Raw genomic sequence first — 13,647 nt, 5'->3', positions numbered from 1 at the left:
AAGTACGAGATGTCTAACCCCTCGATCCTGATCCTCGCCGGCGACGGTATTGGCCCTGAAGTAATGGGCGAAGTTAAGAAGATCATCACTTGGTACGGCGACAAGCGCGACCTCGCTTTTGACGTAAGCGAAGACCTCGTTGGTGGCTGCGCCTACGACAAATACGGCACCCCGCTGCACGACGATACAATGGCCAAAGCGCAAGACGTTGACGCTGTGCTGCTCGGCGCTGTTGGCGGTCCGCAGTACGACAACCTTGACTTCTCGGTGAAGCCAGAGCGCGGCCTTCTGCGCCTTCGCAAGGAAATGGACCTGTTCTCGAACCTGCGTCCAGCACAGTGCTTTGACGCACTTGCAGATTTCTCGTCGCTGAAAAAAGACGTCGTTGCTGGCCTCGATATCATGATCGTACGCGAACTGACCTCGGGCATCTATTTCGGTGAGCCGCGCGGCATCATCGAAGAAGGCAACGAGCGTGTTGGCATCAACACCCAGCGTTACACCGAATCCGAAATCGCACGCGTTGCACGTTCGGCATTCGAACTGGCCCGCAAACGCGGCAACAAGGTCTGCTCGATGGAGAAGGCCAACGTTATGGAATCGGGCATCCTGTGGCGCCAGGTTGTGACCGAAGTTCACGATGCTGAATATCCAGACGTTGAACTGTCGCACATGTATGCAGACGCTGGCGCAATGCAGCTTTGCCGCTGGCCCAAACAGTTCGACGTGATCGTAACCGACAACCTGTTCGGCGACCTTCTGTCGGATGCGGCTGCTATGCTAACCGGTTCGCTCGGCATGCTGCCATCCGCATCGCTCGGCGCTCCGATGGCGAATGGCCGTCCGAAAGCACTCTACGAACCGGTACACGGTTCTGCGCCGGACATCGCTGGCCAGGGCAAAGCAAACCCGATCGCCTGTATCCTGTCGTTCGCAATGGCTCTGCGCTACTCCTTCGACCAAGGCGCCGAAGCTGACCGTCTGGAACAGGCTGTTGAGAAGGTTCTGGCGGACGGCGTTCGTACTGCAGACCTGCTCGGCCCTGAAGGTGGCGTTCCTGTTTCCACTTCGGAAATGGGTGACAAGATCATCGCAGCACTCGACGCATCGCTCTAATCGCGATCTAAATTTTAGGAAGCGGGCGTTCATTTGAGCGCCCGTTTTCTTTTGCCTGAAGTCAGGAGTTTATCACTTGCACCACGCCAAAACCCGCTTCATAGCTGGGTTAGCGCAAACGGAGGCACCATGGCGGAATACGCAAAGAGCAACGTAAAAGGGGCGTTTTATGCCTTGGGCGCGATGGGTATCTACGCAACCCACGACGTCGTTGTGAAGTATCTGGGCGAAGCGGGCTTTGGCGCGTTCCAGATCATTTTCTTTGCGGCCTTGTTGAGCTTCCCATTGGTCACGATCATCCTGATGCGCGACACTGAGGCTGATAACCTCATCCCGCGTCACCCATACTGGATGGCCCTGCGGATGGCGTGCATGGTAAATACGGGCGTTTGCGCCTTCTACGCCTTCACCGTGCTCGAATTGGCGCAGACCTACGCAATCCTCTTTGCCTCACCGTTGTTGATCACCATTTTGGCGATCCCCCTGTTGGGTGAAAAAGTAGGTATTCATCGTTGGCTGGCCGTTATCGTCGGTTTGATCGGGGTAATCATCGTGCTGCGCCCTGGCAGTTCGGAGTTGTCACTGGGTCATTTCGCAGCGATGTTTGCTGCGGTGACCAACGCCGTTGTAGCGATCATCTCGCGCAAGATTGGGGCAGAAGAACGCTCTGTCGTCATGTTGATGTACCCGATGCTGGGCAACTTCGCGGCGATGGCGATTGCCATGCCGTTTGTCTACCAACCAATGGAGATCGAGCATCTGGGCATGACCGGCATTATCGCGCTCTTCGGTCTGGTCGCATCGTTCCTCTTTATTCAGGCCTATCGCTCTGGTGAGGCTGCGATCGTCGCACCGATGCAATATAGTCAGATCATTTGGGCGACAGTTTATGGATACTTTCTGTTCGGTGAGAAACTCGATGCGCCTACGGTCATCGGTGCATCGATCATCATCGCCTCTGGTATATACATCGTCTTACGCGAAACTCGTGGCGCATCGAACACCAAACCAGTGTCCCAAACCCGCCTTCGGAGCGAAACTGTTACCTCTCCTCGGGTCTCCGTTTTGATGCGTATTCTCAAGGTCAAACAGGGCGGAAATTCCTAAACGAATTGGGCTCCAAGGGCCTTGCAAATCCCCTATGGAAACTGTAACCCGCACTCCACGGTCGGAGCGTAGCGCAGCCTGGTAGCGCACCTGCTTCGGGAGCAGGGGGTCGGAGGTTCGAATCCTCTCGCTCCGACCAATTACGAAGAAGGCGCCGATTGGGCGCCTTTTTTGTTGTCTGCTCTGCAGCTCAATCAATCTGCCGGATGATCGTCGTAATCAGTCCGCAAAATCCGAGCTGCATCACCATCGGGATCTTCGTATTGCTTGGACCGCATCGTCCAGAAAAACCCAAATAGACCGACGGCACCCAAGCACAGCGATACAGGAATGAGGAGTGACAGAACTTCCATATTACTTGGTCCGTAGTGCGTTGAGTGAAACGATAATCGACGAGGATGACATAGCAATTGCCGCCGCAAGAGGTGTTGCAAAGCCCATAAAGGCAATCGGCACAGCAATCATATTATAGACCGCCGCAACGGCAAAGTTCTCAAGGATTCGAGATCGAGCCGATTTCGCGGTTTTGATGCCATCCATGATCCGTGAGAGGTTCCCACTCACCAACACCATATCCGCGGCGACCCGAGTAGCCTCTAGCGCCGAAGCTGGTGCGATCGACACATGAGCAAGAGCCAGCGCGCCAACGTCGTTCAAACCGTCACCAACCATCAGGACCCGTTTACCCTGCGCCGCTTTCTCACGCAGAACGTCGGCCTTGTCTTGCGGCAATACGCCCGCCTGCCAATCGGTGATCAACAGTTCATCTGCGAGCTTGGACACGGCAGCGGTCGTGTCGCCCGACAACAAGGTCACTGGCATTCCCATCGCCTTGAGACCCGCAATCAACTCCGCCGCCCCATCGCGCAGCGCATCTTCGAATTGAAGCGCAAAGATTTGCCCGTCGATATCGAGGATTGTAGCGCTCTCGCCCTCAACCCCAATCCATTCGGCGCGTCCCAAACGCACCGTCCGACCATCGAGTAGACCTTGAACCCCCATGCCTGGCTGCTCAGTTATATCGGTCACCGTCACGGACGGCAGATCAAGGTCCCTCCCCGCAGCAACAATCGCCTTGGACCGCGGGTGGCCCGACCCTTGGGCCAATGCAGACGCGATCGCATGCACTTGAGGGTCCAACTGGGTGATGAGCTGGGGCGTCCCTTTTGTGAGCGTCCCAGTCTTATCGAACACCACCTCGTCAATCTCTGCGAGGCGTTCGAGCGCGGTCGCATGTTTGACCAGTAGCCCCGCTTTGAACAAACGTCCCGATGCCACAGTCGAGACGGCAGGAACCGCTAGACCCAATGCACAGGGGCAAGTGATGATCAGAACCGCGACGGCGATATTCATCGCATGCCGCACATCCCCGCCCGTCATCCAGAGCCAGAAAACGAAGGCCGCGAACGCAAGTATATGGACGAGTGGCGCGTAAATACGGGCCGCACGGTCAGCCAAAGAATTGTATTTGGACTTCGCCTGCTCTGCCATCGACACAAGGTCAGCCAGCGCGTGTAGCAACGTATTCTCACCAACAGCTGTGGCCCGAATTTGCAGTGCGCCTGTCAAGTTGACCTCGCCCGCTTTCACTTCGGTGCCGACACTGACCGCAACGGGATCCGTTTCACCCGTGAGGAATGCGCGGTCTAATTCGGATGCACCGCCGACCACTTCACCGTCGACAGGCACACGCCCCCCCGGCTGAACGAGCAGAAGGTCGCCAACAGCAACGTCTTTGAGGGACACGGTTTCCGCGGCGTTCTCACCAATCCGCAGGGCGGTCGGTGCTTCCATTGCGGCGAGCTCTGTCGCGGCGGATCGCGCAACACTGCGCATTTTTTGATCGAGGTAACGACCTGCCAACAAGAAGAACGTCAGCGACAAGGCTGCATCGAAGTACGCATGGTCGCCATGGCTGATCGTTTCAAACAATGACATGCCAGCCGCGAGCAAAATCGCCAACGTGATCGGCACATCCATGTTCAGGTGAGCGACCTTTAGCGCGCGCCATGCGCTGGTGTAAAACGGACGAGCCGAAAACACGATGGTCGGCAGCGCGATCAAGGCCGACAGCCAATGGAACAAATCGCGTGTTGCGTCCGTTGCCCCCGACCACACGGCGACCGACAGCAACATCACGTTCATCATCGAGAAGCCAGCCACGCCCAATCGCATGGCCAGATCACGCGCCGAACGGTCCGCCTCGCCCACTGAGAGCGTCGCGCTGTCCAGCGGAGTTGCCTCGTAGCCAAGGCCCGCGATGAACGCGACGACGTCTTCGTCGCTTGTGGTAGCAGGAACCCGCACGGTTGCCCGTTTGCGGGTCAAGTTTACCCGCGCATCCTCGATCTCTTCCCGAGCGAGGAGCCCGCGTTCAACCGTCTGGATACAGGCCGCGCAGTGGATCGTCGGAAGAGACAAATGCAATTCGCGACTACCTTCGGTCGCGTCTTTCGCGGCACGACGGATGGCGATTGGAGTTGCCACACAGGCGGGACAAGCAGCAACTCCGGGATATTCAGCGGTGCTCATGATTAACTTCCGAACTTCACCTGAAGCCTTTGATGAAAATTGGTGCCATCAGCGGCGACGGCTTTGAGACGGAAGTCCCAATTCCCCGGCGCAGAGTGGATCGGCGCGCGATAAACGCGCCCATCGAACACAAACTCTGGCGTTTGGTCATCACGCACGTTGGTCGGGCGGCCAAAGATGCCGCCGATTTGCGCGTCGCCGACAGGTTGTCCATCAGCGCCAATTAGCTCAAGGATCAACTCATCACCCTCCACCCGCGCCTCAGCCGTCCAACCCAAGGCAATCTGCTCTGCCCGTTCGCGGTCGAACTCTTGGCTCGCGACGTATGAGTTTTTCACTTCAAGACCGGGGAACGTCCGAATTGCGCTGAAAGCCATGACCAAGTTCACAGCAATAATCACCACAAAGAATGACGCAAAGATTGCAAAGAACTTTGGGCCTGTGATTGGGGCCTTAAAGAAACCGAGCATCAATTGTTCCTTCCGTTAAAGATCGTATCGACAGACGCACGTTCCTGATTGGTCAGATCAGTGACCCAGAACGTGAACGGCACACGCTCGGACGAGGCGGCCTCGCTGCCTGCTGGAGCTTCAACATAGACACGAACGTTTTTCATTTCATCAGCATTCACGGTGATGATGGTGCCCTCAGAGCCCTCAACATCCAAGTTAAGTTCGGAGCCATTATTCAGAGCCAACCCAAATGGACGTGCTTCACCGTGTTTGTTGCGGAGGCGAACCTCATAAACGTTACGGATGGTGCCATCAGACTTCACGATAAAGGTTGGGTTACGCACAGGCGATACCGTCATATCGATATCCGAACGAATGAACAGCGCGAACACGAGAGCAAAGCCAACGATAGACCACAGCGCGGTGTAGAGGATCGTGCGTGGACGCAGGATATGCTTCAGCACCGGGATCGTTGGTTTGCCCTGCGTCTCGGACTCTTCGTCCTTGAGAGCGAGATAGTCGACCAGACCACGCGGCTTACCGATCTTGTCCATCATCTCGTCGCAGGCGTCGATACACAGACCACAGGTGATACACTCCATCTGCTGACCGTTCCGAATGTCGATCCCCATCGGACAAACGTTCACGCAAGCCATACAGTCGATGCAATCACCTTGATTAGCATCTACAGCCTGTTTTTTGAGTTTGCCGCGAGGCTCACCGCGCCAATGACGATAACCGATTGTGATGGTATCTTCGTCCATCATTGCAGCTTGGATACGAGGCCACGGGCAAGCGTAGATACAAACCTGTTCACGCGCGATGCCGCCAAAGAAGAAGGTCGTCGCGGTCAAAATGAACACAGTGGTATAGGCAATCGGGTGCGCGGAACCGTTCACCAGATTAACAAGAAGCGTCGGCGCATCGGTGAAATAGAAGACCCACGCGCCGCCAGTTGCCAGAGCAATCAACGCCCAAAGCACCCACTTCGTCAGACGAAGGCGCGCTTTGTTCACGCTCCATTTTGCATTCCAAAGACGGACACGGGCGTTGCGGTCGCCCTCAACCCATCGCTCAACAAGGATGAACAGGTCGGTCCAGACGGTTTGCGGGCAAGCATATCCACACCAAACCCGCCCCAACGCAGAGGTAAAAAGAAACAGACCAAGGCCCGCCATAATCAGCAAGCCAGCCACGAAATAAAACTCGTGCGGCCAAATTTCGATCCAGAAGAAGAAGAAGCGACGGCTGGCAAGGTCAACGAGAACCGCCTGATCTGGCAGTTCCGGTCCACGGTCCCAGCGAATCCATGGGGTCAGGTAATAGATCCCCAAGGTTACGATCATGATCAGCCACTTAAGATTACGGAATTTCCCCTTAACACGACGCGGAAATACAGGTTCGCGGGCGGCGTAAAGTTGTTCTGGGGCCTCAGGAGAAGACATAATTAAATCCTAATATGGCTGTTCGCATTGTCCCCTTTTGGAACGAGAGCATTCAAGTCGCTTTGACTCAGATCAACAGTAATTGTCACACGAGCGATTCAGGATTAAATTTTTCGTAATTCGCAAAAGAAAACACCCTCGGCGGTGAAACCAGCCGAGGGTGTGGCCCTTTCGCCAGAGGGAAGTCATCGGTCAGGCGTCATGCGCGAACAGGGGGCTAGACCGATGGATTTCGACGCGGCGGCTGCAACACCGCGTCGAAAATTCTTTTACTGACCGCCACCAAGCTGGTGGACGTAGGCGGAAACTGCATTGATTTCAGCAGCCGACAGGCCAGAACCAGGACGGAACTCTTCGGACCACGCAGGCATGACACCTGCGCGACCTTTGACAAGGGTTTCAGTGATCGCTGCTTCATCACCGCCGTAGAGCCAAATGGCATCTGTGAGGTTCAGAGCACCAGTCATTTCACCATCAGGGTAAAGTGCGGTCGGATCTTCGTATTCACGAGTAGCGGCAAGGCTGCCCATACCTGCGTCACCGTGGCACGATGCACAGTTGTCGAGGAACAGGGTTTCGCCTTCAGCAGCCAAAGCTGCGTCGTGCTCTTGGCCCGAGATACCGCGAACGTATGCAACAACCGCACTGGTTTCTTCGCCAGAGAAAACGTCTGCGAAGGACGGCATCACACCGCCGTAACCACGAGCCGAGAACGACTGTTCGTTACGGATACCGTTGGTCACAGTATATGCGATCTCGTCGATACGGCCACCCCAGATCCAGTCGTCGTCGATGAGAGCTGGGTAACCCTTGGCACCAGCTGCACCCGAACCGTGACACTGAGAGCAGTTCGCTTTGAAGACAGCCGAACCCATGTTCACAGCAAAGCCGTGAAGGTTTTCGTCGTCTTTCAGAGCGGCCAGATCAACAGTCTCCAGCGCGGCGACCATATCAGCGTTTGCTGCATCAACCGCTGCCATCTCATTCGCAACCCGTGCGCGGGTCGAGAAACCGAGGTAACCGGCAGTTGCTTCTTTTAGACCCGGCCAAGCAGGGTAAGCGACGGTGTACCAGATGCCCCATGCGATCGTTGCATAGAACACCCAGACCCACCAACGCGGAAGCGGGTTGTTGTACTCTTCGATGCCATCCCAAGAATGGCCGGTCGTTTCGACCTCTTTTTTATCATTACGCGTGCTCATGTCCGAGCCTCCAGATCAACGTTTGTGTCAGGTGCAGGGGCATCTTCGTGCCGAAACAGCACGCTTGCCGCTTCGTCGTGGACCGTCCGGCTACCCGGACGGAAAGCGAAAACAATCGCACCCACAAAGAAGACAAACATCGCCAATAGCACCCAGCTGTCTGCGATTTCGCGGAAAATGTGATAGTTCATCTCACAGTCTCCTTAGCGGCTCGCATCAGGTTCAAAGGTGGAGAAATCAACCAGAGTGCCAAGCATCTGGAGATAGGCGATCAATGCGTCCATCTCGGTCAGCTCGGGTTGGCCGTCGAAGTTTGCGACGACTGCACCCGGATAGCGCTCTACCAGACCATCCCAATCGCCATCCGGATTGACTTGAACTTCAAAGTCAGCGGTAGCGCTTGCGATCATTTCTTCGGTGTAAGGAACACCAACAACCGCGTGGGTGGACATGAGGTCAGCGATATAGGTCGGCTCCAGCTCACGATTCAGCAGGAAGCTGTATTTCGGCATAACCGATTCAGGCACAACCGACTGCGGGCTCACGAGGTGATCCACATGCCATTCGTTCGAGTAACGACCGCCAACACGTGCAAGGTCAGGACCTGTACGTTTGGAGCCCCACTGGAACGGGTGGTCATACTGCGATTCCGCTGCCAGCGAGTAGTGGCCGTAACGTTCGACCTCATCGCGCATCGGGCGGATCATCTGCGAGTGGCAGACATAGCAGCCTTCACGGATGTAGATTTCACGACCCGCCAACTCCAGCGGGGAGTAGGGGCGCATGCCCTCTACGTCCTCGATGGTGTTCTCCAGATAGAAGAGCGGAGCGATTTCTACGATCCCGCCGATGGTAACTACACCAAGTGCACCGACCAGAAGCAGGGTGGCGTTCTTTTCCAGAACCTTGTGTTTATCAAGGATACCCATTTCCCGATCTCCTTATTCTGCAGCGGCGACAGCAGCGGCAGCAGGCACGCGCTTGCTGAATGCTGTCATCCACAGGTTGTAGGCCATGATGAGTGCGCCAGCGAGGTAGAGAATGCCACCTGTGCCACGCAGCACATACATCGGGAATTTCGCAGCAACGGTGTCAGCGAAGGAGTTCACAAGGAAGCCGTTCGCATCAACTTCGCGCCACATCAGGCCTTCCATGATGCCGGTTACCCACATCGACGCGGCGTAGAGAACGATGCCGATCGTTGCGAGCCAGAAGTGCCAGCTCACCATGCGGAGGCTATAGAGCGATGCACGGCCCCACAGACGCGGTGTCAGGAAGTACAGAGCACCAAAGGTGATCATGCCGTTCCAGCCAAGAGCGCCAGAGTGAACGTGACCGATGGTCCAGTCGGTGTAGTGCGACAGTGCGTTCACTGCGCGGATCGACATCATCGGGCCTTCGAAAGTCGACATACCGTAGAAGCCGATGGAGATAACCATCATGCGGATGATCGGGTCAGTGCGCAGTTTATCCCATGCACCAGACAGGGTCATCAGACCGTTGATCATGCCACCCCACGACGGCATCCACAGCACGATCGAGAACACCATACCAAGGGTCGAAGCCCAGTCAGGCAGAGCGGTGTAGTGGAGGTGGTGCGGACCAGCCCAGATGTACAGGAAGATCAGCGCCCAGAAGTGGATGATCGACAGTTTATAAGAATAAACGGGACGTTCAGCCTGTTTTGGTACGAAGTAGTACATCATGCCGAGGAAGCCAGCGGTCAGGAAGAAGCCCACAGCGTTGTGGCCGTACCACCACTGTGTCATCGCGTCTTGAACGCCAGACATCACTTGAACCGAACGCGAACCGAAGATCGACACTGGAACAACCAGGTTGTTCACAATGTGAAGCATCGCGATGGTGACGATGAACGACAGGAAGAACCAGTTCGCAACGTAGATGTGCGGCTCTTTACGTTTGATGATCGTTCCGAGGAACACCAGCAGGTATGCGACCCAAACGACAGTCAACCAAAGGTCAACGTACCATTCCGGCTCTGCGTATTCTTTCGACTGGGTTGCGCCCATCAGGTAGCCAGTTGCGGCCAGAACGATGAACAGGTTGTAACCCCAGAACACGAACCACGCGAGGTTGCCGCCCCAAAGACGAGCAGCCGAAGTGCGCTGAACGATGTAGAACGATGTCGCGATAAGTGCGTTACCACCAAATGCGAAAATAACTGCAGAGGTGTGCAGCGGACGCAGGCGACCGAAGTTGCCGAAGCCCTGTAAAAATTCAAAGTTAAGCGCAGGGAACGCAAGCTGGAACGCAATAAACGTCCCCACCAAGAAGCCAGCAAGGCCCCAGAAGGTGGTCGCGATGACCCCATACCGCACGACGCCGTCCATGTAGCCGGTCTCGGGCGCAGATTTAGGTTCGCCGGCGCGACGCACCGACCAAATAAAGAGGCCGGCAGCGACGGCCATCACGATCAACGCATGGACCTGATAAGCCAGGTCGCGCGCGAAGTTCGCGGCAACTGCGGCGGCAAGGGCGACAACCCCCAACACCACTATTTTAATCCAATCCCACATATCAAACGTTCCCTTCTTCTGCCTGCGTGGATTCGTTTCGCAGGACTTTTGCTCTGGTTGGGGTTTCCCACCCATCCGGCTCAACTGCCTTGATCCATGTCAAGTTATCGTGAGCCTTCTTTTGCTACCCAATACAGGTCCAAACGTGCCGATAGAGCATGACCATCACGGGAGTATGAAATGCCTTACAAGACCATTTCGGTCGTTATAACTGATAGCGCGGCTGACTTAGACGCGCTGGTGACAGCTCATACAATCGCGGGCCGGTTAGACGCGCATCTAGATGTACATTGTGTTGGCATCGACCCCGCACGCTACGACCCAATGCCTGGCGGCACTTCTGCCATCATGGTCGAAACCGGCCTCGCCGAAGCCCGCGCCCGCGCTGAAAGCCTTGAAAAATGGGCGCTTGAGCATCTACCTGGCGAAAAGGGCGCGCTTTCAACGCAAGCGGTCGTTATTCCTCAGATGGGTCTGGACACACTGGTTGCGCGTCTTGCCCGCTACTCTGATCTTATCGTTGCCTCGAAGCCCTACGGCAAAAACCGCGGCCCACTTCAGGTCAATGTCCTCGAAGCCGAACTCTTTGGCACCGGCGCACCTGTTCTTGTGGTGCCCGAAACGGGTCCTGTAGGTGTTGAACCCTTCAAGCGCGTTGCGATTGCGTGGAACGAAAGCAGCGAAAGTTTTGCTGCGATCCGTGCAGCTATTCCGATTCTCGCTGCGGCTGATCAGGTCGATATCGTAATGATCGATCCGCCAAGCCATTCACCTGAGCGGTCCGATCCCGGTGGTGCAATCTGCATGATGCTGTCGCGTCACGGAATTCGGGCTGAAGTATCCATCCTCGCCCGCACAATGCCGCGTGTTTCTGATGTCATGATACGGTTTGCGACCGAACATGGCTGCGATTTGATCGTGATGGGCGCCTATGGCCACTCCCGTTTCCGCGAATCAATCTTGGGAGGAGCAACGCGCGACCTCCTTGAGCGGACAGAAATCCCACTTTTGATGTCACATTAAAGATGAAAAAGGCGGCCAGTGGCCGCCTCTTTTATGGGATCATCCCGCCATCCATGTCGTCGCCCGTTTCGAGCAACAAGGCTTGAAAATCATCGACACGAATGCGCCGTTTTCCATCTAGATGAATAATACCTTCGCGTTTCAGCGCGGAAATCTGACGGCTCACAGTTTCGAGTGTTAGACCCAAATAGTCCGCCATCGCCTCCCGCGTGAGCGGCAGATTGATATTAATCTGACCTGACAATGAAGACATTCCAATCACAGATTCACGCCGTGCAATGATTGCCAAAAGGCTCGCGATTTTCTCGCGTGCAGTCTTGCGACCCAAGATCAGCATCCATTCACGCGCCGCGTCCAATTCGTCCAGCGTCATATCTAGAAGGCGTTCCGCAACGTGCGGCGTCGTCATCAAGAGCTGTTCGAACGGTTTGCGGCGAAAACAACAAAGCGTCACATCGCTCACTGCGATGACGTCATAGGGCGAATGTGCACGACCCGGGCGACCAATAAAATCGGACGGCAACAACAGCCCAACCATCTGGGTCCGACCATCCTCAAGTGTCTGGCTCAGACTTGCAACGCCCCGCACGACCGACGCCACAAACGTCAGTTCATCACCGGCCCACGCGATCGACTGACCGGCCTCGTAGTTCCGATAGTATTTGATCAACTCCAGTGCTTCGAGTTCGTCTGAATCGCATTTGGCACATACGGCCCGATGACGAATTGGACATTCTTGGCACTGAATATCGAGCGAGATTTGACTCATCGCAAAAACAATCCTGGTTCGCGCAGTTATTAAGGAACTACTATAACCCATTTTTTGGAGGGATACACAATGGAAACCCGTAGCAGATTGCGGGAATTGGGACTCTTTGACGCTCGCGCGCCACGATATACGAGCTACCCACCTGCCAATCACTTTAACGGGAATGTCTCTCCCGACACGACCGCGCAATGGTTGCAGGCCGTTCCTTCGGGCGAACGGGTTTCGTTGTATTTACACATCCCGTACTGCAGACGACTGTGTTGGTTCTGCGCTTGCCGCACACAAGGGACAAGCACGGACCGTCCGTTGGTTCCCTACTTGAAATTGTTGAAAAAAGAGCTGGCGTTGATTGATGCACACCTGCCAAAGGATGTGCTGATCAGTCAAATCCACTTAGGCGGCGGCACACCGACGTTGCTCCCTACTGATTTGATCCTCGAACTCGGCGAAGCGGTAAACTCCTTCCGCCCAATGGCCGACGATCTTCAATTCTCGGTAGAGATTGATCCGACGGAGGTCGACCAAGCCCGCATCGACGCCTTGGTTAAAATCGGCATGACACGTGCGTCAATTGGCGTTCAGGATTTTGATCCAGCCGTTCAAGACGCGATAGGCCGTCAGCAAACATTTGATCAAACGCGTGATGTGGTCACGATGCTTCGTGATGCGGGCATCAAATCGGTGAATATGGACATCCTATATGGCCTTCCGCACCAAACCCGCGAACGGATGGCGGATTCTGTTCAGCGCGTTCTATCGCTGTCGCCAGATCGAGTTGCGCTCTACGGTTACGCCCACGTTCCGTGGATGGCTAAGCGTCAAGTTATGATCCCCGCAGAGGCTCTCCCGGACGCGGAAACACGTCTCGACCTGTTCGACATCGCCCGCGATTTGTTCATGTGGGACGGCTACCAAGAGATCGGCATTGACCACTACGCCCGCCCCGAAGATAGCCTTGCAACGGCAGACAAAGCAGGGACGATGCATCGCAACTTCCAAGGCTACACGGACGATACCGCTAAGGTCTTAATCGGCTTGGGCGCGTCGGCAATTTCGAAATATCCGCAAGGTTTCGCGCAGAATATTTCGACCTCTTCGAAATACGCTTTTGCGATTGAAAGTGGGCAGCTGGCAACGGCGCGTGGTCACGCCATGAGCGACGATGACACTTTGCGCAGCGATATAATTGAAAAGTTGATGTGCAGCTTTGAACTCGATCTCGCTGAAATTGCCGCGGAACATGGCCTGCCGCTTTCAACCATTCAAAAGATGGTCCAACCGATGATCGATCAGTTCCACGACCAAATGGTAGTCAAGAACAACGTGATCCGCCTGAACGAACATGCGCGCCTGATCGCGCGCCTGTGCGCTCAAAAGATCGACGCGTATCAGATGCCAGAAGGGCGACACAGTCGCGCCCTTTGACCTGTTCGATTTTGCCAGCTAATGATGTCCTTGATTTGA

General features: G+C 55.5%; 13 protein-coding genes and 1 tRNA gene. 5 read left to right on the top strand and 9 right to left on the bottom strand.

All coding sequences use genetic code 11. The annotated features are described in order from the left end of the window. Positions 1-9 precede the first annotated feature (9 nt). From leuB to AC07ED_RS15665, 3 genes are all read left to right on the top strand, one after another. Entirely contained in the window at positions 10-1,116 is a 1,107-nt protein-coding gene (gene leuB / locus AC07ED_RS15675) for a 3-isopropylmalate dehydrogenase (protein ID WP_105236001.1), read from the top strand. A 129-nt stretch (positions 1,117-1,245) separates the two neighbouring features. Next, positions 1,246-2,223, top strand: coding sequence for a DMT family transporter (locus AC07ED_RS15670; RefSeq protein WP_067547256.1), 978 nt, complete (start codon positions 1,246-1,248; stop codon positions 2,221-2,223). Positions 2,224-2,285: 62 nt separating this feature from the next. Next, positions 2,286-2,362 (top strand) — tRNA-Pro (locus tag AC07ED_RS15665). A gap of 55 nt (positions 2,363-2,417) precedes the next feature. Here the strand turns inward: AC07ED_RS15665 and ccoS are convergent. The 8 genes from ccoS to ccoN form a co-directional block, all read right to left on the bottom strand. Continuing rightward, positions 2,418-2,576 carry a cbb3-type cytochrome oxidase assembly protein CcoS gene (gene ccoS / locus AC07ED_RS15660; RefSeq protein WP_067547259.1) on the bottom strand — a complete coding sequence of 53 codons (159 nt, stop codon included), beginning with the start codon at positions 2,574-2,576 and terminating at the stop codon, positions 2,418-2,420. Between the two features lies 1 nt (position 2,577). Then, positions 2,578-4,755 (bottom strand): heavy metal translocating P-type ATPase, encoded by a 2,178-nt coding sequence (locus tag AC07ED_RS15655; protein WP_105236002.1) that lies wholly within the window; start codon positions 4,753-4,755, stop codon positions 2,578-2,580. Positions 4,756-4,757: 2 nt separating this feature from the next. Continuing rightward, entirely contained in the window at positions 4,758-5,225 is a 468-nt protein-coding gene (locus AC07ED_RS15650) for a FixH family protein (protein WP_105236003.1), read from the bottom strand. Further along, positions 5,225-6,652, bottom strand: a complete 1,428-nt coding sequence (gene ccoG, locus AC07ED_RS15645; RefSeq protein ID WP_105236004.1) for a cytochrome c oxidase accessory protein CcoG — start codon at positions 6,650-6,652, stop codon at positions 5,225-5,227. The genes AC07ED_RS15650 and ccoG overlap by 1 nt, the downstream gene beginning before the upstream one ends. 269 nt (positions 6,653-6,921) lie before the next feature. Next, on the bottom strand, positions 6,922-7,854 hold the full coding sequence (ccoP, locus tag AC07ED_RS15640) for a cytochrome-c oxidase, cbb3-type subunit III (RefSeq protein ID WP_105236005.1): 933 nt from the start codon (positions 7,852-7,854) through the stop codon (positions 6,922-6,924). Beyond that, positions 7,851-8,045, bottom strand: coding sequence for a cbb3-type cytochrome oxidase subunit 3 (locus AC07ED_RS15635; RefSeq protein WP_105236006.1), 195 nt, complete (start codon positions 8,043-8,045; stop codon positions 7,851-7,853). The genes ccoP and AC07ED_RS15635 overlap by 4 nt, the downstream gene beginning before the upstream one ends. Before the next feature lie 12 nt (positions 8,046-8,057). Then, positions 8,058-8,783, bottom strand: coding sequence for a cytochrome-c oxidase, cbb3-type subunit II (gene ccoO / locus AC07ED_RS15630; RefSeq protein WP_105236007.1), 726 nt, complete (start codon positions 8,781-8,783; stop codon positions 8,058-8,060). A 12-nt stretch (positions 8,784-8,795) separates the two neighbouring features. After that, positions 8,796-10,391: a cytochrome-c oxidase, cbb3-type subunit I gene (gene ccoN, locus AC07ED_RS15625; RefSeq protein WP_105236008.1), complete on the bottom strand. Its 1,596-nt coding sequence runs from the start codon at positions 10,389-10,391 to the stop codon at positions 8,796-8,798. Between the two features lie 180 nt (positions 10,392-10,571). On the opposite strand from ccoN, the gene AC07ED_RS15620 reads away from it, so the two are divergent. Continuing rightward, entirely contained in the window at positions 10,572-11,414 is an 843-nt protein-coding gene (locus AC07ED_RS15620; RefSeq protein WP_105236009.1) for a universal stress protein, read from the top strand. A gap of 31 nt (positions 11,415-11,445) precedes the next feature. On the opposite strand, the gene fnrL is transcribed toward AC07ED_RS15620, so the two are convergent. Next, positions 11,446-12,183 carry a transcriptional regulator FnrL gene (gene fnrL / locus AC07ED_RS15615; RefSeq protein WP_105236010.1) on the bottom strand — a complete coding sequence of 246 codons (738 nt, stop codon included), beginning with the start codon at positions 12,181-12,183 and terminating at the stop codon, positions 11,446-11,448. Between the two features lie 69 nt (positions 12,184-12,252). On the opposite strand from fnrL, the gene hemN reads away from it, so the two are divergent. Further along, positions 12,253-13,608 carry an oxygen-independent coproporphyrinogen III oxidase gene (hemN, locus tag AC07ED_RS15610; RefSeq protein WP_105236011.1) on the top strand — a complete coding sequence of 452 codons (1,356 nt, stop codon included), beginning with the start codon at positions 12,253-12,255 and terminating at the stop codon, positions 13,606-13,608. Positions 13,609-13,647: the final 39 nt, after the last annotated feature.

The organism is Aestuarium zhoushanense (assembly GCF_056431045.1).
This window is presented reverse-complemented; position numbering and strand designations above follow the sequence as displayed.